Consider the following 21,081-nt stretch of genomic DNA (forward strand, 5'->3'; position numbering starts at 1 on the left):
TCCGGCGAATCACCGCCGGGGCGTGAGGCGTCCGATCCGGTCGGCGGCGCGGGTCAGCGCGCGCTCGCGGCGCAGCGACGCCTCCGGGGTACGCACGCCGAGGAAGCCGATCCGGCTGAACGCCCGGGCGGCCCGCTCCCGCCGGACGGGCACCGGGTCGGGCGCGGTCACCGGCACGTCGGCCAGCGCCCGGCCGGACAGCCCGAGCACGCGCGCGGCGAGCAGCCGGACGCGGGGCAGGTGCCACGGGTGGGAGACCAGCCCGAGTGGCCGCTGGGCGGTGAACTCCGCCGCGCCGAGCAGCCCGTCCTGCACCGTGTGCGCCAGGTTCTGCACAGTGGTGCGGGAGCGGGTCTCGGCCGCCGACCGGGCGTACGCGTCGAGCCCGGCGTCGCGCGCCAGCGCCCGCATCAGCTCCGCCTCCCGGTATCCGGCGGGCGGGGCGGGCGCGCCGGCCGAGCCGTGCGGCCAGCCGCCGGTGAACACCACCCGGGCTCCGGGCGTACGTCGGAACGCCTCGGCGTGCGCGCGGACGTAGGCCACCGCGGCCTCGGTGCGCGCGACGCTCTCCGCGGTCAGCCGGTAGCCGTCGTCGCCGGCCACCACCCCACGGCCGAAGACCAGCAGCACGGTGGCGGGAGGCGTCATCCCTTCACGGTACGGGCCGGATCACTCGTCGTCCGGCGGCCAGGGTGGGGTGCCGACGCCGGTGATCCGGACGCCGCCCCACGGGTCCACCTCGGCCAGCCGGGCCCGGGCGACCCGCCCGCCGATCCGGACCTCCACGTCCCGGCGGCCGGAGCGCAGCAGCCGCACCAGGCGCGGTTCCGGCTCGACCCGCCCGGCCCAGTGGTACCGGCCGTCGACCGGCTCGAACCGCCCGCCGGCGTGCAGCCGTACCGTGGTGCCGGCGATCTCGGCCGTGCCCTGCCAGGTCACCTGTCGATCCGTTCGTGCGCGCGGGTCAGCTCCGGCGGCAGGTCGGCGCCCCGGCGGACCCCTTCGATGCCGCTCCACAGCAGCGTGGTCAGGTATTCGGTGAGCGCGGCCCGGTGGATCGGCTGCCCGTGTGTGGTCCACCAGTCGCCGACCGCCTGCACGAATCCGACCAGACCGTACGCCCACGGCTCGGCCGGGCCGGCGTCGAGGCCGAGCGCGCGCAGCCGGTCGCCGATGACCCGGGCCAGCCCGGTCGCGACCTGCCGGCTGGTGCCGGTGACCACCTGCTGGATGCCGGGATGCCCGGACTCGTGCACGAGGAACCGGTAGAGCGACGGCTCGTACTCCACCACGCTCAGGTACGCGTCGATCGTCGCCTCGACCAGCGCGCGCTCCTCGCGTACCTGCTCGACCGCGGGTGCGATGGCGGCCACCACGCGCGCCGCGACCACCTCGCTCACCGCCAGCCAGAGTTGCGCCTTGTCGGCGAAGTATCGGTAGAGCACCGGTTTGCTGACCCCGGCGGTGGCGGCGACCTGGTCCATGTCGACGCTCGGGCCGTGCCGCAGCAGCGCCTGCACGGCGGCCGCGACCAGTTCCTGCCGTCGCTGTTCGCGGTGGTCGGCCCAGCGGTCGCGCCGCCCGCCTCGGCGGGGTCCGGCCGGCTCCGGGGGACCGTCGGGGCCATTGACATCGGTGGTGGTCCGTCGCATGCTACCACTCGTAACAGTTACTCGAAGTTACGTCAATATGGAGGGGTCATGGAGCGGACCACGGCCGGATTCCCGCGCGAGGCGGTCGCCGATCGCCTGCTCTCCGCCTCGGTACGCACCAGCTACGACCCGGTCGTCGACATCGACTGGTCGGCGCCGCCGGTGCCCGGCGCGTACTGGCTTCCGCCGTCGCGCAGCAGCCTCTACGGCACGCCACTGTGGGACGCCATGACCGAGGACCAGCGGGTCGAGCTGACCAAGCACGAGGTCGCCAGCGCGGCCAGCGCCGGGATCTGGTTCGAGACGATCCTCATGCAGATGCTGATCCGGCACTACTACGACGCCGACCCGACCAGCCGGCACGCCCAGTACGCGCTCACCGAGGTCGCCGACGAGTGCCGGCACTCCATCATGTTCGGTCGGCTCATCGAGGCCGCCGGCGCGCCGGTCTACCGCGCCGAGCCGTTCGACCACCTGCTCGGGCGCTGGCTCAAGTCCACGGCGACCGGCCCGCAGATGTACGCGGCCATCCTGATCGCCGAGGAGATCCTCGACTCGTTCCAGCGCGAGATCATGGCCGACGAGTCGTTGCAGCCGCTGATCCGGATGGTGTCGCGCATCCACGTGGTGGAGGAGGCCCGGCACGTGCGTTTCGCCCGCGACGAGCTGACCCGGCAGGTGGAGGCGGCCGGGCCGGTGGCGCTGGCGTACGCGCGGCTGGTGATCGGCCGGGCCGCGTACTCGATCACGCGGCGCCTGGTGCACCCGCGGGCGTACGCGGCGGTCGGGATCGACCCGGCGGCCGGCCGGGCCGCGGCGCGGGCCAACCCGCACTGGCGGGCCACGCTGCGCTGGTCCGCGCAGCGGATCGCCGACCACCTGACCGAGCTGGGCCTGGTCGCCGGGCCGGGCCGGGTGCTGTGGCGCCGGGCCGGGCTGGTGGAGGGCTGACCGGCGGCGACCCGAAGGGGAAAGGATCGCCGCCGGCCGCCCGGTCAGGAGGTGGGGAAGTCGTCGGCGGTGCGGATGCGCTCGCGCATGTACGCGCCGGACTCGGTGAGCACCGACGTCCCGCTGAACGAGCCGGACGCGCAGGTGCCCGGCCGCAGCGCCGCCGAGCCCTCGGGGGCGTCGGAGAGCGTCCAGTTCGCGTAGCTGATCTTCAACCGGTCCAGCAGGTCGAGCCAGGCGTTGCTGCTGGCGGTGTCGACAGCGCCGTCACCGGTGTAGGTGACGGTGCCGAACTCGGTGACGAACAGCGGGAGCCGGCTCGCCGCCCGCTGCACCTCGTTGCGGTAGTTGTCCTTGTGCGACGCGGCGTAGAAGTGGAACGTGTACATGATGTTCTGCGCCCGCACCGGGTTGTTCACGATCTCGTCGGAGTTGCCGCCCTCGGACACGCCCAGTGAGGACCAGCCCCGGGTGCCGACGATGACCACCGCGTCCGGGTCGTTGGCCCGGATCACCGGGATGACCTGCTCGGCGTAGTCGCGGATGGTCGACCAGCTCACCCCGTTGGGCTCGTTGGTGATCTCGTAGATCACGTTCTTCTTCGCGGCGTTGCGCGCCGACACGTTGGCGAAGAACGTCTTGGCCCGGTCCAGGTTGTACATCGGGTCACCGGGCGTCAGCGTGTGGAAGTCGATGAGGGCGTACATGCCCCGGGCCTCGGCCTTGTCCACGAGCGTGTTCACCTGGTTGGTGAACCCGGCCGGGTTGGTCTCGTAGCCCTGCTCCTGCACGTACATGGAGATGCGCAGCAGGTCGGACCGCCACTCGTTCGCGAGCACGTCCAGCGAGGCGTCGGTGTAGCAGTTGGCGAACCACTGCAACCCGTGCGTGCTCATGCCGCGTAGCTGGATCGGTCGCCCGTACTGGTTGCAGAGGTTGACCCCGCACACCTGGAGCTGGCCGTTGATCGCGACCGGCGTGGTGCCGGTCGGCGGCGGCGTGGTGGGCGGGGGAGTGGTCGGCGGTGGCGGGGTGCTCGGCGGCGGTGTGCTCGTGCCGCCGGTGCAGACGGTGCCGTTGAGCGTGAACGACGTGGGGTTCGGGTTCGACCCGGTCCACGAGCCGTTGAAGCCGACTGTGGTGCTCGCGCCGGTGCCGAGCGCGCCGTTGTAGTCGAGGCTGCGCGCGGTGACCGCCGAGCCGCTCTGCTGCCAGGTGGCCGACCAGCCCTGCACCACGCGCTGGCCGCCGTCGGGGAAGGTGAAGCCCAGCGTCCAGTTGCTCACCGGGTCACCGAGGTTGCGCACCGCCACCGTCGCGGTGAAGCCACCGGGCCAGGAGTTGGTGGTGTAGGTGACGGCGCAGCCGGTCGCCGCCATCGCGTCCGGCGACGGCAGGGCGGCCGTGGCCGCCAGGGCGAGCGCGCCGACCGCGCCGCCGACGAGCAGGTGCCGCCGGGACGGGCGGGGAATCGAGAACATGCGGGAAGGTCCCATCGTCTGGATGGTGATCGGACGGTGCCCGTCGTGAACCTGCCCGGAAAGCCCGACGCGGCGGCCTGGGGGAGCGCTCCCACGGCCGAGCGTAGAGGTGGATGCCGATGCATGCAACCGCCGCCGGTCAGCGGCCGCCGCGGCGCCCGCCGTAGAGCCGCAACGCGTTGCAGACGTCGTACACACCCGGCACGTCCCAGGCCAGCTCGGCGGCGACCAGGCGCGTCTGCGGATCGGCCACCAGGCCGGCGAGGATGACTACCCGGTTCTGCACGGTCACGGTGATCTGCTGCCGGCGGGTGGTCCAGTCGGCGCTGAGCCGCTGAGCGACGAGCGACGCGAGGCGGGTGTCCGCGTCGTCGGGCTCCGGTCCGCCGCCGGTGAACGGGAACTCGGGGTACGGCCAGGGCATCACCACGGGGAGGGCTCCTTCTGTTCGGTCAGGACCGGCTGCCGGGGCGCGGGGCCCGGCGCCGGGACGCGGCCGTCGACGACTGTGAAGACGCCGTCGAGCCGCATGGTGTGCAGCACGGTGAGCACGAACCGCGACGGGGACAGCAGGCACAACCGCCGGCCGTCGCGCCGGGCGTCCTGGTGCGCGCGCACCAGCAGGCTGAGCCCGGCGGAGTCGATCACCTCCAGGCCGGACAGGTCGACCAGCTCCATGTCGTCGCGGTGGGAGCGCTCGTCGAGGGCGCGGCGGACCGCCGTGGCCGGGTCGACGTCGTGGGCGGCCGGGGTGCCGCCCACCTGCTCCAGATCCTCGGTGCCCAGGCCGTCGTCGGCGATGGCCGCCCGGGCGCTGCACCGGGGACAGTGATGCGGCCCGGACGCGAACGGCGAGCCGACCCAGTCGTGCTCGAACACGAGCGTCCACACCACCTCGGCGTCCGGCAGCGTGGCGCCCGCGCCGGTGACGCTGTCGCCGCAGCCGTCGCAGATGAGCATCATCAGGTGGTCCGCGGGTACGACAGTCACACCTCCTCCTTCCGCCGGCCGCCCGTGCCGGGAGGCGTCTGCCCCTGGGCCTCCGGCCGGCCCGCGGCGACCACCGCCAGCACGACCGCCACGGCGGCGAAGCCGGTCTGCACCATCAGCGGCAGCACCGGCGATCCGTCGGTGCGGTGGTCCACCAGCCCGACCACGATCGCGCCGAGCAGCGCGGCCGCCACGCCGAGCGCGAGTGTCAGCCACACCGGGACGGCCTTGCGCCCCGGCAGGACGAGGCGTCCCAGCCCGCCCACGGCCAGACCAACCACGAGCGCTCCGACGAGCGTGCTGCCGGTCACCACTCCTCCTCAGCGTGATGCGGACGCGACCCGGGCCCGGCCGCGCGCGGCCGGACGGGGCGTGTCGACGACGGGCACGGCACCGAGCCCGGAGTTCTCCAGGATGCGCCGGATCCGCGGATGTGGATTGCTCAGCGTGAGCAGGCCGCCCTGCCGGGCCAGCCGGCGGTGCACGTCCAGCAGCAGCGCGACGGCGGCCGCGTCCACATGCCGGCACCCGGCGAGGTCGATCGTCAGCTCGCGGGGCCGTAGCGCGAGGATGCGGTCCAGCACGTGGGCGACCTCGGGCAGCCCGGCGAGGCCCAGCTCGTCGGTGATGTCCACGCGCACGTGCGGCACCGCGGACTCCGGCGGGGACGGCAGGCTGGCAGGCATCGGGTCGCTTCCGTGACGGGATCGGGTCAGACCCCACTCTGCGCAGGGATCTTGGAGGTCACCGGACGGTTGTATGACGGTTCGATGACAAAAACCACGAACGGCCCACGCGATTGGGCGACCCGTGGCGCGCCGGTCATGATGCCCATATGACGGCCGTACTGGTGATCGAGGACGACGACCGCATCCGGCTCGCGCTGCAGCTCGCCCTGGAGGAGGAGGGCTACGAGGCGTACGGCGCGCCGACCGCCGAGGACGGCCTGCGCCGGCAGCGGGAGAAGCCGGCCGACTACGTGCTCGTCGACCTGATGCTGCCCGGCATGAACGGGTTCGACTGCATCCGTCAGCTGCGCCGCGACGACGACGTGCCGGTCGTGGTGATCAGCGCCCGCGACGACACCCACGACATCGTCGCCGCGCTGGAGGCGGGCGCCGACGACTACGTGGTCAAGCCGGTCGCGATCAAGGAGCTGTCGGCCCGGCTGCGGGCGCTGCGCCGGCGCGTACGCACGGTGGCCGGGCCGGTGCCCGCCCAGTTCTTCGGTGACCTGGAGATCAGCGCGGAGGCCGGCGAGGTACGGCGCTCGGGACAGCCGGTGCCGGTCACCCGCACCGAGTTCCGGCTGCTGTGCGAGCTGGCCGAGCACGCCGGCCGGGTGCTGTCGCGTCAGCAGCTGCTCAGCCGGGTCTGGGGTTACGAGACCGGCGACGAGCGGCTCGTCGACGTGCACGTGGGCCGGCTGCGGCAGAAGATCGAACCCGACCCGGCCAACCCGCGCCACCTGGTCACCCTGCGCGGCCTCGGCTACAAGCTCCAGCGATGACCCGCCCCGGCCTGCGCGCCCGGGTCACCGCGGCGTTCGCCGTGGGGGCTTTGCTGCTGTCCGCGCTGATGGCCCTCTTCTCGTACGACCTGACCCGGCGCTCGCTGCTCGACGAGCGGGAGCGCACCGCGGTCCGGGCCGCGTACTACGACGCCGCTGTGGTCCGCTCCGGCCTGGACACCGGCACCCCGGACGTGGTGGCCGTGCTGCGCTCGCTCGACACCGGCAGCGCCCGCCGCCCGCTGCTGCACCTGCCCGACGGCTGGTACGCCCGTACCGCCGACGTGGGCGCCAGCTCGGTGCCGGTGGAGTTGCAGCGCATGGTGGCCGACGGCAAGCCCGCTGTGCAGCGGATCCGGCTCGACGGGCAGCCCGCGCTGCTGGTGGGCGTGCCGCTGCCCGGCGCGCTCGGCTACTACGAGCTGACCTCGCTGCGGGAGGTCGAGGAGACGTTCCAGGTGGTGGGCCTGGCGCTGATCGCGGTGGCGATCATGGTCGCCGGGGCCGGGGCGGCGCTCGGCTGGTACGCCACCCGGCACAGCCTGCGGCCGCTCACCGCGGTCGCCGACGCGGCGGAACGGATCGCGTCCGGCGACTTCGCCACCCGGCTCGACCCGACCACCGATCCCGACCTCACCCGCCTGTCCAGCTCGTTCAACGAGATGGTCGACAAGCTGGTGCACCGCATCGAGCGGGACCGGCGCTTCGCCGCCGACGTGAGCCACGAGCTGCGCTCGCCGTTGCAGACCCTGGCCGCCGCCGCGAGCGTGCTCAACCGCCGCCGGGAGCACCAGGACGAACGCACCGCTACCGCGGCGGGCCTGGTCGCCGACGAGGTGACCCGGTTCCAGCGCCTGGTCGACGACCTGATCCAGCTGGCCCGTACCGAGCAGCCGGCGCACCGCGAGACGGTCGACGTGGTGGAGCTGGCCCGGGCCGCCTGCCGGGAACGGTCGCTGCCGGAGAGCCTGGTGACGCTCGACGGCGCCGCCCCGCGCCTGTGGTGGGTCGACCGGCGCCGGTTCGCCCAGACGCTGCTGAACCTGCTGGAGAACGCCGAGCGGTACGGCGGCGGGCCGGTCGCGGTACGCCTCGGCGGGCGCGACGGCGTGGGCGTGCTGGAGGTCGACGACGACGGTCCGGGCGTGCCACCCGGCGACCGGGAGATCATCTTCGACCGGTTCGTCAGGGGGCGGGCGGCGCACGACCGGGCCGGCACCGACGGCACCGGCCTCGGGCTCGCGCTGGTGGCGCAGCACGCCGCCGCGCACGGCGGTACGGCCGCGGTGCTGGACCGCGAGCCCGGCGCCCGGTTCCGGGTCGAGCTGCCCGGGGCGCTGCGATGAGCCGCCGGCGGCTCCTGCCGGGCCTGCTCGCGGTCGTGCTGCTGGCCGGCTGCGGGGTGCCGGTGGACGACGAGCCCCGCCTGGTGCAGACGCCGCCTGGGGCGTTCCCGACCCCCACGGTGTCCTCGACCGCCGACGGGGACGGGCGGGTGGACGAGCCGTTCTGCTTCGTCCGCGACGACGGGCTGGTCGTGGTCACGCGCCGCGTGGACGGGCTGCCCGGCGTGGACGCGCACCTGCAGCACCTGCTGGCCGGGCCGGACGGCGGCGAGCGCCGTCAGGGGCTGGCCACGGCGCTGCCGGGGACGGTGGCGGTGGCCGGTGCGACGCTGGCCGGCACGCTGGCGACCGTCGACGTGCGCCAGGCGGGGGAGGAGACCGGTCGCAACGACGAGGTGCTGGCCTTCGGGCAGATCGTGTGCAGCCTCACTCAGCGGCCGGACGTCTACAGCGTGGCGTTCCGCCGGGACGGGCAGCCGCTGGAGGTGCCGCGCGCGGACGGAAGCCTCTCCGCGCTGCCGCTCACCGCCGCCGACTACCGGCCGCTGTTACCTCGCTGACACCCTTCCTCGCCGATGTGTCCGGATATGAGACGAAATCTCCATCGTCCGTTCGGTTGATTTGGCAGTGGCCTTTGGTCTAGTGTGGCTGGCACGACCGGTGTGGGAGGCCACCCGTTCTCCGAGGACAGGAAGGGCAGCATGACCACGATGACCATGGCATCGACCGCGACCGAGGTGCAGCGCGCGCCGCAGACCGGTGAGGAGAGCCGCGCCAGTGAGCTGATCGCGGCGCTCGCCGCGCTGCCCGCCGACCACCCGCAGCGGGCCGCCCTGCGCAACCAGGTCATCGAGGCGTGGCTGCCGCTGGCGAACCACCTGGCCGCCCGCTACAGCGGTCGCGGCGAGCCGGCCGGCGACCTGGCCCAGACCGCGGCGCTCGGCCTGATCAAGGCCGTCGACCGGTTCGACGCCTCGCGCGGCGTCGACTTCGCCGGTTTCGCCATCCCGACCATCCTCGGCGAGATCAAGCGGCACTTCCGCGACCGCACCTGGAACATCCGGGTTCCGCGTCGCCTCCAGGAGCTGCGGCTGCGCATCTCCGAGGCCAACAGCACGCTGACCCAGACGCTCAACCGGGCCCCGACCGTCGCCGACATCGCCGCCCACCTCGACGTCACCGAGGAAGAGGTGCTGGAGGGCCTGGAGGGTGCCCGCGCGTACAACGCGGTCTCGCTGTCCACCCCGATCGGCGACGGCGACAGCGCCACCGAGCTGGGCGACACGCTCGGCACCGAGGACAACGAGTACGAGCTGGCCGACCTGCGCGCCTCGCTGGGCCCGGCGCTCGCCACGCTCGACGAGCGGGAGCAGAAGATCCTCACGCTGCGCTTCTACGGCAACCTGACCCAGAGCGAGATCGCCGCCCGGGTCGGTGTCTCCCAGATGCACGTGTCCCGGCTGCTCGCCCGCGCCCTGACCAAGCTGCGCGGCCAGCTCACCGAGGCCTGAGCCACCCGTACCGCGACCCCCGCCGGCCCGGCCGGCGGGGGTCGCGTCGTCTGTCACCAGCGCGAGGGCGGAGGCGGCGGCACCACGGGCGGCCGGTCGTCGCAGGTGACGGTGTTCGGCAGCAGCCACGGCGCCAGCCAGCCGCCGTCGTTGCCGCCGAGGTCGGTCAGGCCGAACTCCGACCCCGCCGGGGTGAAGCGGAACGACCCGCAGTTGTTCACGCCCACCGCGCCCACGTTGCGGGCGTCGACGTTCGCGAAGCTCGCCCCGCCCGCCGTACGCGCGCTGACCACCGACGTGCCGGTGCCGTCGACCCGGATGTCGCGGAAGCGGACGTTGTCGATGCGGACGCTGTCCTTCACCGGCCAGTCGCTGACCAGCATGATCGCGTTGTAGGTGCTGTCCAGGTACACGTCGCCGCTCACTTCGATGTCCGCGGCGTCGATGCTGCGGTCCAGCGCGTAGAACCAGATCGCGCCGAGGCCGATGTTCCAGTTCAGGTCGTACGTGCCAGCCCGGACCGTGGTGTTGCCGGTGATCCGCAGCCGGCCGGTGAACGGCTCGGCCCCGAACCGGGAGCCCACCTGGATCGCGCTGCCCTCTCGCACCGGGTCGGCGATCAGGTTGTGCGCCACGGTCAGGTCGGCGCCGCCGTACAGCGCGATGCCGTTGGCGAGCACCGGTGACTGCACGGTGTTGTACGCGAACGTGTTCGACGCGTTGGCAGTGCCCTCCGACCACATCGCCAGCGCGTCGTCGCCGCTGTTGCGGACCACCGAGTTCGTCACCGACGAGTGCGTGACGCCGGTGTGGAGGTTCAGCCCGTCGGCGATCTGGTCCGCGATCACCGTGTTCGTGACCCGCAGGCCGGTCATCGGCCCGTCGAACCACATGCCGACCTTCGTGTGGTGCAGGTAGAGGCCGTCGATCGTGCTGTGGTTGAGCGCTCCGCCGACGGCGTTGACCTGGTCGGTGTCGATCCGCTCCCGGACGTCGCCCTCGATCGCGAAGCCGGACAGGTGCACGTCGCTGCTGCCGCCGTCGGCGGCGTCGCGGCCGTAGAAGCCGACGCCGGTGTGGCGGGAGCCGTCGGGAGCGGGCGTGTCCAGGACGACCTCGCGTCCCCGCACGATCGTGTACCAGCTGCCCGCCCCGGCGATCGTCACGTCGTCGACGACGACGTGACGGTTGACCTGGTAGGTGCCGGGCGGCAGGTAGAGCGGGCGGTCCACCCGGCGGGCGTACGCGATCGCGCGGTCGAACGCGCCGGCGGACTCCCGCCGGCCGGTCGGGTCGGCGCCGAACGACAGCGCGTTCACCGCGCGAGGTACCACGCGGGGCGGCGCGACGAGGTGCGCGTCCATCAGGTCGATCACCGTCCACGCGGCCGCCGTGCCGGGCGGCGCGGTCAGCCGGACCACCTCGCCGGCCCGGTGGGTGCGGCCGAGGAGCATCCGCTGCTCGTCGTAGAAGTGGTGCGGCCGGAACGGCTTGCCGATCACCGGCGCGGGCGTGGTGGCGGCCGGGACGCAGGAGCACTCGGTGATCCACCAGTCCGGGTGCAGCAGGTCGGCGCCGGGGTCGTTGGTGAACGGGTACTGGTTGTACAGCCAGGCGTACTGCGAGGTCAGCGTCATGGTGCGGGCGGGCGCGTGCCCGACGGAGACCCGCAGCGGCGCGGTGATCCCGCCGCCGCCGGGCGCGTCCGGGATGCTGTAGCGCACGGTCAGCGCGTTCGTGGCCCGGGGGAGCGTGAGTTCGACGTACTGACCGGGCAGCAGGCGCACGGCCCGGCGGCCGGACGCCTCGCCGGCCAGTGTGTACGCCGACCGGTCCGGCCCGATCACGGTGCCGGTGGTCCGGCCGTGTTCCGCCTCCTGTTCGACGTAGTCCACAGTCGCACCCCGACCGGCGACGAGCGCGGGGTCGAGCCCGGCGCGGGTCACCACGGGAGCCGGGCCGCGCGGCGGGCCCGCAGTGGCGGTGCCGGGCGGTACGAGCAGGGCGGCGGCGACCAGCGCCGTGAGGATCCTCGGCACGCTCCGCGACATCGGAGCACCCACTTTCTCGGGGGACGGGTGGCCTCGGCGGCGCAGGCCATCGACAAGGCTCCTCATGTTATTCCGGCGCTCTGTTGGCTTTCAAGCATCAATCTGCTCGCATCTTTCGGACCCGCTGGGCGCCCGGACGGCAAGAACTGACCGCTCCGGCTGTTCATTTCTTGCAAGAATCCGACGTACGATTGCCGCCGTGACGAAGCGCCTGACCGAGGTGGCCCGCAAGGCGGGTGTCAGCGAGGCGACCGTGAGCCGGGTGCTCAACGGCCGCGGCGGCGTGTCCGAGGCGACCCGGACCGCCGTGCTGACCGCCCTCGACGTGCTCGGTTACGAGCGCCCGACGAAGCTGCGCGGCGAGCGCGCCCGCCTGGTCGGCCTGGTGCTGCCGGAGTTGCAGAACCCGATCTTCCCGGCGCTGGCCGAGGTGGTCACCGGCTCGCTCGCGCAGCGCGGCTTCACCCCCGCGCTGTGCGCCCGCACCATCGGCGGCGTGCCGGAGTCCGGGTACGTGGAGATGCTGCTCGACCACCAGGTCAGCGGCGTCATCTTCGCCGGCGGCTCGTACGCCCTGGCCGACGCCTCGCACGAGCACTACCGGCGCCTGACCGACCGGGGCCTGCCGGTGGTGCTGGTGAACGCCGGGGTCGAGGAACTGGGCTTCCCGCGGGTGTCCACCGACGACGCGGTCGCCGTCGAGCAGGCGTACGGGCACCTGCGCTCCCTCGGTCACGAGCGGATCGGCATGGTGCTCGGCCCCGCCGACCACGTGCCCTCGCGCCGCAAGCTCGACGCCATGGTCCGGGCGGCCGGCTGGGGCGAGGACCGGTCCCTGGTGGAGCGGTCCAGCTTCTCCATGGAGGGCGCGCGGGTCGCCGCCACGAAACTGATCGAGCGTGGCGCCACCGGGATCGTCTGCGCCAGCGACGTGCTGGCGCTGGGCACCATCCGGGCCGCCCGCCGCCTGGGCTGCGCCGTGCCGGCCGACGTGTCGGTGGTCGGTTTCGACGACTCGGCGTTCATGACCTGCACCGACCCGCCGCTGACCACGGTGCGGCAGCCGATCGAGACGATGGGCCAGGCCGCCGTCGACCTGCTGGTGACCCAGATCGAGGGCGCCGGCGTGCTGCACGACGAGCTGCTGTTCGAGCCTGAGCTGGTGGTACGCGGCTCCACCGCCCCCGCCCCCCGCCGCTGACCCGACCCTCTCCTGCCTCGCCCCGCGTCCATCCAGGACCCGGGGCCGGCCGTCGTTCCCCGAGGTGACACCGACTCCGCGATCTGCGTGACCAAGTCGTGTTCTTGCGTTGTTGAGTCGGCATCTTGCTGTCGACAGTTCGCGTCGTTACAGTGACTCCACTCACACCTGACCCGGGGCGCGGTTTCCGGAGGCAGGGCGCGCGCCGGTTGCCGTTCCACCACCACAGGCAGCCGCGCGGTCACCGCACATCAGTGAAGGCCATGGATACACCCGTTCCCGAAGGGATGGACAGATGTCCGTACCGCAGTATCGGAAGGTCGCGGCGCTCACGCTCGCGGCCGGCCTCGGGCTCAGCCTTGCGGCGTGCTCCACCAAGAGCGACGACAGCAGCGACGCCGGCGGCAAGGTCACCATCACCGTCGACTGCCAGCCGGTCGGCGCGCAGAAGGAACTGCTGAAGAACTGGAACGACGACGTCGCCGAGTTCCAGCGGCAGAACCCGGACATCGTCGTCAAGAGCGTCAGCGTCGGCGAGCAGTGCAACAACCCGCCGGACTTCACCGCCCGTCTGGCCGGCGGCACCGTCACGGACGTGTTCTACGGCTACATGACCGACCTCCAGCAGGTGCTGGACTCCGGCCAGGCGATGGACATCGGCCGGTACGCCACGAAGGACACCATCCCCACCTGGGACAGCGTCGACCCGGCGCTCAAGGACGTCTTCACCGACGGCGGCAAGCTCTACGCCGTACCGGTGAAGAACTACTCGATGGGCCTGATCTACAACAAGGCGCTGTTCCAGCGGGCCGGGCTCGACGTGAACAACCCGCCGAAGACCTGGCCCGAGGTGCGGGCCGCGGCGAGGAAGATCGCCGCGCTCGGCGACGGCATCGCCGGGTACGCCGAGTACAGCGCCGGCAACACCGGCGGCTGGCACTTCACCTCGCTGCTCTACTCCCAGGGCGGCCAGGTGCTCAGCGACGACGGCAAGAAGGCCGACTTCAACAACGCCATGGGCAAGCAGGTCCTGCAGAACCTCAAGGACATGCGCTACGGCGACAACAGCATGGGCACCCGGCAGTTGCTCCAGTGGGGTGACCTGCTCACCAACGCCGGCGCCGGCAAGGTCGGCATGTTCATCGGCGCCCCGGACGCGACCCAGGCGATCGTCAGCCAGTTCCAGGGCAAGTACCAGGACTGGGCGATGGGCCCGCTGCCCGGCCAGGACGGGCAGGCCAAGGCCACGCTCGGTGGCGGCGAGGGCTACTTCTTCAAGAAGGGCCTGAGCCCGGAGCAGGTCGAGGCCGGTCTGAAGTGGCTCGCCTACCAGAAGCTCACCCCTGGTAAGGGCCAGTTCGACTACGTGCGCGCCAAGCCGCAGAACTACCCGGTCGGCCTGCCCCAGCCGCTGCTGTTCACGAACGGCAGCGACGCCCAGAAGCAGGAACTGGAGCTACGCAAGGCCAACGCGAACGTGGACACCAGCAACTTCGCGGTCTTCGAGGCGAACCCGGTGCCGATCAAGGGGGAGCCGCGCAACGCGCAGGCGATCTACGCGGTGCTCGACGCCGCGATGTCCGGGGTGCTGACCAACCCGAACGCGAACATCGACGCGCTGCTCAAGACCGCCGAAGACAAGGTCAACCAGCTGCTGGCCGCGCAGAGCTGACCCCACCGGAGGTGGGGCCGGCGCACCGGCCCCACCTCCCCGAGCACCACAGGAGTCGCCTTGGCGCTCACCGCCGCCCCCGGTGCCACCCGCCGTCCCGGCCCCGTCGCGCCGCCGTCGTCGCGTACCGCCGGACGCCGCGCCGGTCTCGGCCGCAAGGTCCGGGACAACCTCACCGGGCACACGTTCCTCATCGGCGCTGTCGTCTGCTTCGCCGTCTTCTCCTGGTACCCGATGGTCCGCGGCGTCGTGATGAGCTTCCAGCGCACCCGCAGGGGCGAGACCACCTGGGTCGGCTGGGACAACTACAGCCGGATCATCGCCGATCCGAGCTTCTGGACCGCCTGGAAGAACACCTTCGTCTTCACCGGCCTGGCGCTGGTGCTCGGCTACGCGGTGCCGTTCGTGGTGGCGATCCTGCTCAACGAGCTGCGCCACGCGAAGGGCTACCTGCGGGTGCTGGTCTACCTGCCGGTGATGCTGCCGCCGGCGTCCGCGCTGTTCCTGTTCAAGTTCTACGCGTACGACCCGAGCGAGGCGGGCCTGTTCAACGCGATCCTCACCGCGCTGGGACTGCCCACGTCGGAGTGGATGCAGTCGCCCACGATGACGATGCCGGCCATGGTGATCGCGTCGACCTGGATGAACATGGGCGGCGCCGTGCTGATCTACCTGGCCGCGTTGCAGAACATCCCCGGCGAGCTGTACGAGGCCGCCGAGATCGACGGCGCCGGGGTGTGGCGGCGCATCCGGCACGTCACCGTGCCGCAGACCCGGCTGATCCTGGCGCTGCTGGCGATGCTCCAGATCGTCGCCACCATGCAGCTGTTCATCGAGCCGCTGATCCTCGCCAACGGCGCCGGTACGCAGGACTCGGCGACCTCCGTGGCATACCTGATCTACCAGCACGGGTTCTTCCAGAACGACCTCAACGGTGCCGCCGCGCTCGGCGTGATCATGCTGGTGGTGCTGGCCGGGTTCTCCGCCGTCTACCTGCGACTGACCGCGAGACAGGACTAGGACATGGCCGCCGACGCCACCACCCGTACCCTCATCTCCCACGCCCAGCTGCGCCGCGGTCGCGGCCGCGTCCTCTACTGGGCCGTGCTCTCCGTGGTCGTGGCCGGGTTCACGCTGGTGTTCCTCGGCCCGCTGTACTGGATGGTCACGGGCGCGCTGAAGTCCGGCCAGGAGATCGCCCAGACACCGCCGACGCTGTTCCCGCGCGACCCGCAGCCGGGCAACTACGTCGACGCCTGGACCAACCTGGATCTCGCGAAGCTGCTGTTCAACACGTTCTACTACGCGACCGGCGCGGTGCTGTTCCAGCTCGTGTTCGACACCGCCGCGGCGTACGCGCTGTCGAAGCTGCGCCCGGTGCTGGGCAGGCTGATCCTCGGCATGATGCTGGCGACGCTGATGATCCCGGCGATGGTGCTGATCGTCCCGCAGTACGTCACGGTGATCGACCTGCCGATCGTGCACGTCAACCTGCTCGACTCGCCGTTCGCGATCTGGCTGCCGCTGGTGGCGAACGCGTTCAACATCTTCCTGCTGAAACGGTTCTTCGACTCCATCCCGGAGGACCTGATGGCCGCCGCCGTGATGGACGGCGCCTCGCCGCTGCGCACGCTCTGGTCCATCGTCCTGCCGATGTCCCGTCCGATCCTCGGCGTGGTGGCGATCTTCGCGGTGACGGCGGTCTGGAAGGACTTCCTCTGGCCGAAGCTGGTCATGCCGTCACCGGAGACGCGGACCGTCAGCGTCGGCATCTACGCCTTCGCCGGCGGCACCCCGATGAACGTGGTCATCGCCGCGTCGGTGATCGCCGCGATCCCCACCGTCGTGCTGTTCCTGATCTTCCAGCGCAACATCATGTCCGGCCTGACCACCGGCGGCCTCAAGGGCTGACCGGGCGCCGCCGCCGTGAGCCGGCGACCGGCCGCGAGCCCGCCGCCGCAGAACCGACCCCGCAGAAAGCAGGTGCCCGTGTCCATGGCCGACAACAGCCCGTGGTGGCGCTCCGCGGTGATCTACCAGGTCTATCCGCGCAGCTTCGCCGACGGCGACGGGGACGGGATCGGCGACGTCGCCGGTATCCGGTCCCGCCTGGATCACCTCGCCGCGCTCGGCGTCGACGCGATCTGGTTCAGCCCCTGGTACCCGTCGCCGATGGCCGACGCCGGCTACGACGTGTCCGACTACCGCGACATCGACCCGGTCTTCGGCACGCTCGCCGAGGTGGAGGCGCTGATCGACGAGGCGCACGCGCTCGGCATCCGGACCATCGTCGACGTGGTGCCCAACCACTGCTCCGACGCGCATCCGTGGTTCCAGGCCGCGCTCGCCGGCGGACCGGCCGCGCCCGAGCGGGATCTGTTCTGGTTCCGCACCGGGCGGGGACCGGGAGGCGACCTGCCGCCCACCGACTGGACCGGCGAGTTCGGCGGACCGACCTGGACCCGCACCACCGACCCGGACGGCACCCCCGGCGACTGGTACCTGCACCTGTTCGCCCCGCAGCAACCCGACTTCAACTGGGACCACCCCCGGGTCCGCGCCGAGTTCGAGGACATCCTGCGCTTCTGGTTCGACCGGGGCGTGGACGGCATCCGCATCGACTCGGCCGGTCTGCTGGTCAAGGACGGCACGCTGCCCGAGGTCCACCCGGACCGGCCGCACCCGTTCCGCGACCAGGACGGCGTGCACGACGTCTACCGCGCGTGGCGGCGCATCGCCGACTCCTACCCGGGCGGCCGGGCGCTCGTCGGCGAGGTGTGGCTGCCCGACCGGCAGCGGTTCGCGAACTACCTGCGCCCGGACGAGCTGCACACCGCGTTCAACTTCGACTTCCTCGGCTGCGCCTGGGACGCCACGGCGCTGCGGGAGAGCATCGACGGCACGCTCGGCGCTCACGCCCCGGTCGGCGCGCCGGCCACCTGGGTGCTGTCCAACCACGACGTCACCCGCCACGTCACCCGGTACGGCCGCGCGGACACCCGGTTCAGCTTCGCCGCCAAGCGCGAGGGCATCCCCACCGACCTGGAACTGGGCACCCGCCGGGCCCGCGCCGCCGCGCTGCTGTCGCTCGCGCTGCCCGGCGCCGCCTACGTGTACCAGGGTGAGGAGCTGGGCCTCTGGGAGGTCGAGGACATCCCGTACGAGCTGCGGCAGGACCCGATGTGGGAGCGGTCCGGGCGGGTCGACCCGGGCCGCGACGGCTGCCGGGTGCCGCTGCCCTGGCAGGGCGACACCCCGCCGTTCGGGTTCAGCCCCGACGGCGCGAGCGCCGCGCCGTGGCTGCCGCAACCGGCCGACTGGAAGGACCGCACGGTCCGCGCCCAGACCGGCGACCCGCACTCGATGCTGGAGCTGTACCGGGCCGCGCTGACGCTGCGCCGCGCCGAACCCGCGCTCGGCGACGGCACGCTGACCTGGCTGCCCGCATCGCACGGGGTGCTCGCGTTCGCCCGCGAACCCGGCTTCACCTGCCTGGTCAACCTCGGCGGCGCGGCCGTTCCGCTGCCCGCGCACGACGAGCTGCTGCTCGCCAGCGGCCCACTCGACGACGACCGGCTGCCACCGGACACCGCGGTCTGGCTGCGTACCCGATCGGTCTGACCGCGGCGCCGGCGGCCCCGTCCCGCCGCCGGCGCCGCCGAAACACCCGGCGGCCCGTCCCGGCCGCCACCACGCCGCACACCTGGGGAGGAGGAAGGAGAGGCAACGCCGCACGGGGGATCCGGCACCGACGAAAGGGAGTACGCCCCGCATGGCCGAGCACCGCACCGCGCACCGCCACCGCACCACAGGCGTGGCCGCCCTGGCCGCCGCCGCGCTCGCCGCCTCGACACTCGTCGTCGTGGCGCTCACCACGACCGCCACCCCGGCGCGCGCCGCCGGGCTGTCCCCGTTCGACATCACCGGACGCGGCGCCACTGTGCCGTTCCGGGAGCAGGAGGCCGAGCAGGCCGCACACACCGGCACGAGGATCGGCCCCGACCGGCGGTACGGCACGCTGCCGTCCGAGGCGTCCGGCCGGGAGGCGGTCACCCTCGACGCCGTCGGCGAGTACGTCGAGTTCACGCTCACCGCCCCGGCGAACGCGGTCACGTTCCGGTACAGCCTCCCGGACAACGCCGCCGGCACCGGCCGGGACGCCACCATCGACCTGCGCGCCAACGGCACCCTGGTCAAGGCCGTGCCGGTCACCTCCCGGTACGGCTGGTACTACGGCGGCTACCCGTTCAACAACAACCCGGGCGACACCAACCCGCACCACTTCTACGACGAGACCCGGGCCATGTTCGGCGCCACCTACCCGGCCGGCACGAAGATCCGCCTCCAGGTCTCCTCGACCGCCCAGTCGCCCACCTTCACCATCGACCTGGCCGATTTCGAGCTGGTCGGGGCGCCGATCAGCAAACCGTCCGGCGTGCTGGACGTGGTCACCGACTTCGGCGCGGACCCGACCGGCGCCACCGACTCGACGGCGAAGTTCCAGGCCGCCGTGGACGCCGGCAGGGCGCAGGGCCGGGCGGTGTGGATCCCGGCCGGCACGTTCACGCTCTGGGATCACGTGGTGGTCGACGGCGTGACGCTGCGCGGCGCCGGCCCCTGGTACTCGGTGCTCGGCGGCCGGCACCCCACCGACCGCAAACGGGCCGCCGGCATCTACGGCAAGTACGTGCCGGGCGGCGGCTACTCCGGTGAGATCCGCCCGCACGAGGCCGGCGGGCCCAGCCGCAACGTCACGCTGCGGGACTTCGCGATCATCGGCGACATCCGGGAACGGGTGGACGAGGACCAGGTGAACGCCATCGGCGGCGCGATGACGAACTCGGTGGTGGACAACCTGTGGTTGCAGCACACCAAGGTCGGCGCCTGGATGGACGGGCCGATGGACAACTTCACCATCCGCAACAGCCGCATCCTCGACCAGACCGCCGACGGGGTGAACTTCCACTGGGGCGTCACCAACTCCACTGTGACCAACACGTTCGTCCGCAACACCGGCGACGACGCGCTGGCCATGTGGGCGCAGAGCGTGCCCAACGTCGGCAACTCCTTCACCCGCAACACCATCGGCGTGACGATCCTGGCCAACCACCTGGTCACCTACGGCGGGCGGGACATCACCATCGCGGACAACGTCACCGCCGACTCGGTCACCAACGGCGGCGGCATCCACGTGGCGAACCGCTATCCGGGCGTCACCGGGCCGACCGCCGTGGCCGGGACGATCACGGTCGCCCGCAACACGCTGATCCGCAACGGCAACTCCGACTACAACTGGCAGTTCGGGGTGGGCGCGATCTGGTTCTCCGCGCTCAACGAGCCGATCCAGGGCGCCACGATCGCCGTCACCGACACCGACATCCTGGACAGCTCGTACGCGGCGCTGCACTGGATCGAGGGGCAGACCAGCGGCATCTCGTTCGACAACGTGCGCATCGACGGCGCGGGCACGTACGCGCTCCAGGTGCAGGCGCCCAGCCAGGTCCGGTTCTCCAACGTGCGGGCCACCGGCATCGCCCAGGCCAACCCGATCCACAACTGCGTCGGCAGCGGCTTCCAGATCACCCAGGGCACCGGCAACTCCGGCTGGTACACGCCCACCCCGTACTGCGGGCCGTGGCCGCAGCCGCAGTGGGGCAACGGCCCGTCCAGCCCGCCGCCCACCAGCCCGCCGCCGCCCACCACCGCACCGCCGACGACCGCGCCACCCACCACCGCGCCGCCGACCACGCCGCCGCCAACCGGTGGGAACCTGGCCCTGGGCCGCCCGGCGACCGCCACCAGCACCACCCAGACGTACGCCGCCGGCAACGCCGTCGACGGCAACGCCGCCAGCTACTGGGAGAGCGCCAACAACGCGTTCCCGCAGTCGCTCACCGTCGACCTCGGCGCGTCCCGCACCGTCGACCGGGTGGTGCTCAAGCTCCCGCCCGGCTGGGAACGGCGCACCCAGACGCTGTCGGTGCTCGGCTCCACCGACGGCTCCTCGTACAGCACGCTCGCCGCGTCGGCGGGCCGCGTCTTCAACCCGGCCGCGGGCAACACCGTGTCGATCGCGCTGCCGTCCGGCGACCGGCGGTTCGTCCGGGTCACCGTCACCGGCAACACCGGCTGGCCGGCGGGCCAGCTCGCCGAGCTGGAGGTGTACGGCGGCGGCACGACCACGCCGCCGCCCGCCACGACACCGCCGCCCACCACCGCGCCGCCGGCCGGGAACCTGGCGGCGGGCCGTCCGGTCGCGGAGACCAGCCACGCCGACGTGTACGGCGCCGCCAACACCGTCGACGGCAACGCGAACACCTACTGGGAGAGCGCCGGCAACGCCTTCCCCCAGTCGGTGACTGTCGACCTGGGCAGCGCCCGGCCGGTCTCCCGGGTGGTGCTGAAGCTGCCCCCGTCGGCGGCCTGGCAGACCCGCACCCAGACCGTGTCGGTGCTCGGCTCCACCGACGGCTCGTCGTTCTCGACCCTGAAGGCGGCGGCGGGCTACACGTTCGACCCGGCGGGCGGCAACAGCGTGTCGATCACGCTGCCCGCCGGGGAGCGCCGCTTCGTGCGGCTGACCTTCACCGGCAACACCGGCTGGCCGGCCGGTCAGCTGTCCGAGTTCGAGGTGTACGCCTCCTGACCCGGCGCGGCGGGGACCATCCCGGTCCCCGCCGCGGCACCGCACCCCCACCCCGAACGCCTCTCCACCT

General features: G+C 72.5%; 20 protein-coding genes. 11 read left to right on the forward strand and 9 right to left on the reverse strand.

Features of this window, described 5'->3' with window-relative positions; translation table 11 throughout:
• Window positions 1-9 precede the first annotated feature (9 nt).
• Genes V6U82_RS25240 through V6U82_RS25250 form a run of 3 tightly spaced genes read right to left on the reverse strand, consistent with a single transcriptional unit; the run spans window position 10 to window position 1,652 of the window.
• Window positions 10-648: a YdcF family protein gene (locus V6U82_RS25240; RefSeq protein WP_334465110.1), complete on the reverse strand. Its 639-nt coding sequence runs from the start codon at window positions 646-648 to the stop codon at window positions 10-12.
• Between the two features lie 21 nt (window positions 649-669).
• Window positions 670-939, reverse strand: a complete 270-nt coding sequence (locus V6U82_RS25245; protein ID WP_334465111.1) for a DUF4873 domain-containing protein — start codon at window positions 937-939, stop codon at window positions 670-672.
• Window positions 936-1,652: a TetR/AcrR family transcriptional regulator gene (locus tag V6U82_RS25250; protein ID WP_334465113.1), complete on the reverse strand. Its 717-nt coding sequence runs from the start codon at window positions 1,650-1,652 to the stop codon at window positions 936-938. The genes V6U82_RS25245 and V6U82_RS25250 overlap by 4 nt, the downstream gene beginning before the upstream one ends.
• A 48-nt stretch (window positions 1,653-1,700) precedes the next feature.
• On the opposite strand from V6U82_RS25250, the gene V6U82_RS25255 reads away from it, so the two are divergent.
• Entirely contained in the window at window positions 1,701-2,603 is a 903-nt protein-coding gene (locus V6U82_RS25255) for an AurF N-oxygenase family protein (protein ID WP_334465115.1), read from the forward strand.
• A 44-nt stretch (window positions 2,604-2,647) separates the two neighbouring features.
• On the opposite strand, the gene V6U82_RS25260 is transcribed toward V6U82_RS25255, so the two are convergent.
• From V6U82_RS25260 to V6U82_RS25280, 5 genes are all read right to left on the reverse strand, one after another.
• Entirely contained in the window at window positions 2,648-4,084 is a 1,437-nt protein-coding gene (locus V6U82_RS25260) for a cellulase family glycosylhydrolase (protein WP_334465161.1), read from the reverse strand.
• A gap of 139 nt (window positions 4,085-4,223) precedes the next feature.
• Window positions 4,224-4,514, reverse strand: a complete 291-nt coding sequence (locus tag V6U82_RS25265) for a BON domain-containing protein (protein WP_091428140.1) — start codon at window positions 4,512-4,514, stop codon at window positions 4,224-4,226.
• Window positions 4,508-5,074 carry an STAS domain-containing protein gene (locus tag V6U82_RS25270; protein ID WP_128138373.1) on the reverse strand — a complete coding sequence of 189 codons (567 nt, stop codon included), beginning with the start codon at window positions 5,072-5,074 and terminating at the stop codon, window positions 4,508-4,510. Before V6U82_RS25270 ends, V6U82_RS25265 begins: the two co-directional genes overlap by 7 nt.
• Window positions 5,071-5,385 (reverse strand): hypothetical protein, encoded by a 315-nt coding sequence (locus V6U82_RS25275; protein WP_120573797.1) that lies wholly within the window; start codon window positions 5,383-5,385, stop codon window positions 5,071-5,073. Before V6U82_RS25275 ends, V6U82_RS25270 begins: the two co-directional genes overlap by 4 nt.
• Before the next feature lie 9 nt (window positions 5,386-5,394).
• Window positions 5,395-5,760, reverse strand: a complete 366-nt coding sequence (locus V6U82_RS25280; RefSeq protein ID WP_334465121.1) for an STAS domain-containing protein — start codon at window positions 5,758-5,760, stop codon at window positions 5,395-5,397.
• Window positions 5,761-5,909: 149 nt separating this feature from the next.
• Between V6U82_RS25280 and V6U82_RS25285 the strand changes: the two genes are divergently transcribed.
• The 4 genes from V6U82_RS25285 (at window position 5,910) to V6U82_RS25300 (ending at window position 9,441) form a co-directional block, all read left to right on the forward strand.
• Window positions 5,910-6,584, forward strand: coding sequence for a response regulator transcription factor (locus V6U82_RS25285; RefSeq protein WP_128138374.1), 675 nt, complete (start codon window positions 5,910-5,912; stop codon window positions 6,582-6,584).
• A complete protein-coding gene (locus V6U82_RS25290) occupies window positions 6,581-7,930 on the forward strand; it encodes a sensor histidine kinase (protein ID WP_334465124.1) in 1,350 nt (449 codons plus the stop codon). Before V6U82_RS25285 ends, V6U82_RS25290 begins: the two co-directional genes overlap by 4 nt.
• Window positions 7,927-8,490 carry a GerMN domain-containing protein gene (locus tag V6U82_RS25295; protein WP_334465126.1) on the forward strand — a complete coding sequence of 188 codons (564 nt, stop codon included), beginning with the start codon at window positions 7,927-7,929 and terminating at the stop codon, window positions 8,488-8,490. The genes V6U82_RS25290 and V6U82_RS25295 overlap by 4 nt, the downstream gene beginning before the upstream one ends.
• 141 nt (window positions 8,491-8,631) lie before the next feature.
• The gene (locus V6U82_RS25300) at window positions 8,632-9,441 is read left to right on the forward strand and encodes a SigB/SigF/SigG family RNA polymerase sigma factor (RefSeq protein WP_091428154.1); all 810 of its coding nucleotides are present in this window, start codon (window positions 8,632-8,634) and stop codon (window positions 9,439-9,441) included.
• Window positions 9,442-9,494: 53 nt separating this feature from the next.
• On the opposite strand, the gene V6U82_RS25305 is transcribed toward V6U82_RS25300, so the two are convergent.
• Window positions 9,495-11,492, reverse strand: coding sequence for a glycosyl hydrolase family 28-related protein (locus V6U82_RS25305; protein ID WP_334465131.1), 1,998 nt, complete (start codon window positions 11,490-11,492; stop codon window positions 9,495-9,497).
• A 199-nt stretch (window positions 11,493-11,691) separates the two neighbouring features.
• Between V6U82_RS25305 and V6U82_RS25310 the strand changes: the two genes are divergently transcribed.
• The 6 genes from V6U82_RS25310 to V6U82_RS25335 all read left to right on the forward strand — a co-directional run bounded on the left by V6U82_RS25310 (window position 11,692) and on the right by V6U82_RS25335 (window position 21,011).
• Window positions 11,692-12,693, forward strand: coding sequence for a LacI family DNA-binding transcriptional regulator (locus V6U82_RS25310; RefSeq protein WP_013286147.1), 1,002 nt, complete (start codon window positions 11,692-11,694; stop codon window positions 12,691-12,693).
• Window positions 12,694-12,988: 295 nt separating this feature from the next.
• Window positions 12,989-14,365: an ABC transporter substrate-binding protein gene (locus tag V6U82_RS25315; protein WP_334465133.1), complete on the forward strand. Its 1,377-nt coding sequence runs from the start codon at window positions 12,989-12,991 to the stop codon at window positions 14,363-14,365.
• Between the two features lie 60 nt (window positions 14,366-14,425).
• Entirely contained in the window at window positions 14,426-15,385 is a 960-nt protein-coding gene (locus tag V6U82_RS25320) for a carbohydrate ABC transporter permease (RefSeq protein WP_128137581.1), read from the forward strand.
• 3 nt (window positions 15,386-15,388) lie between these two features.
• Window positions 15,389-16,276, forward strand: a complete 888-nt coding sequence (locus V6U82_RS25325) for a carbohydrate ABC transporter permease (RefSeq protein ID WP_128137582.1) — start codon at window positions 15,389-15,391, stop codon at window positions 16,274-16,276.
• Between the two features lie 84 nt (window positions 16,277-16,360).
• A complete protein-coding gene (locus V6U82_RS25330; RefSeq protein WP_334465164.1) occupies window positions 16,361-17,986 on the forward strand; it encodes a glycoside hydrolase family 13 protein in 1,626 nt (541 codons plus the stop codon).
• 151 nt (window positions 17,987-18,137) lie between these two features.
• Window positions 18,138-21,011, forward strand: a complete 2,874-nt coding sequence (locus tag V6U82_RS25335) for a discoidin domain-containing protein (protein WP_334465136.1) — start codon at window positions 18,138-18,140, stop codon at window positions 21,009-21,011.
• Window positions 21,012-21,081: the final 70 nt, after the last annotated feature.

The organism is Micromonospora sp. CPCC 205554, assembly GCF_036902745.1.
Taxonomy (GTDB): Bacteria; Actinomycetota; Actinomycetes; order Mycobacteriales; family Micromonosporaceae; genus Micromonospora; species Micromonospora tulbaghiae.

Bases quoted from the DNA above. Each gene is read 5' to 3' on its own strand.
- V6U82_RS25260 (WP_334465161.1), bottom strand. From the start codon at position 4,084: ATGTTCTCGATTCCCCGCCCGTCCCGGCGGCACCTGCTCGTCGGCGGC.
- V6U82_RS25300 (WP_091428154.1), top strand. From the start codon at position 8,632: ATGACCACGATGACCATGGCATCGACCGCGACCGAGGTGCAGCGCGCG.
- V6U82_RS25290 (WP_334465124.1), top strand. From the start codon at position 6,581: ATGACCCGCCCCGGCCTGCGCGCCCGGGTCACCGCGGCGTTCGCCGTG.
- V6U82_RS25280 (WP_334465121.1), bottom strand. From the start codon at position 5,760: ATGCCTGCCAGCCTGCCGTCCCCGCCGGAGTCCGCGGTGCCGCACGTG.
- V6U82_RS25325 (WP_128137582.1), top strand. From the start codon at position 15,389: ATGGCCGCCGACGCCACCACCCGTACCCTCATCTCCCACGCCCAGCTG.
- V6U82_RS25330 (WP_334465164.1), top strand. From the start codon at position 16,361: ATGGCCGACAACAGCCCGTGGTGGCGCTCCGCGGTGATCTACCAGGTC.
- V6U82_RS25305 (WP_334465131.1), bottom strand. From the start codon at position 11,492: ATGTCGCGGAGCGTGCCGAGGATCCTCACGGCGCTGGTCGCCGCCGCC.
- V6U82_RS25255 (WP_334465115.1), top strand. From the start codon at position 1,701: ATGGAGCGGACCACGGCCGGATTCCCGCGCGAGGCGGTCGCCGATCGC.
- V6U82_RS25295 (WP_334465126.1), top strand. From the start codon at position 7,927: ATGAGCCGCCGGCGGCTCCTGCCGGGCCTGCTCGCGGTCGTGCTGCTG.
- V6U82_RS25285 (WP_128138374.1), top strand. From the start codon at position 5,910: ATGACGGCCGTACTGGTGATCGAGGACGACGACCGCATCCGGCTCGCG.
- V6U82_RS25250 (WP_334465113.1), bottom strand. From the start codon at position 1,652: ATGCGACGGACCACCACCGATGTCAATGGCCCCGACGGTCCCCCGGAG.
- V6U82_RS25240 (WP_334465110.1), bottom strand. From the start codon at position 648: ATGACGCCTCCCGCCACCGTGCTGCTGGTCTTCGGCCGTGGGGTGGTG.
- V6U82_RS25315 (WP_334465133.1), top strand. From the start codon at position 12,989: ATGTCCGTACCGCAGTATCGGAAGGTCGCGGCGCTCACGCTCGCGGCC.
- V6U82_RS25335 (WP_334465136.1), top strand. From the start codon at position 18,138: ATGGCCGAGCACCGCACCGCGCACCGCCACCGCACCACAGGCGTGGCC.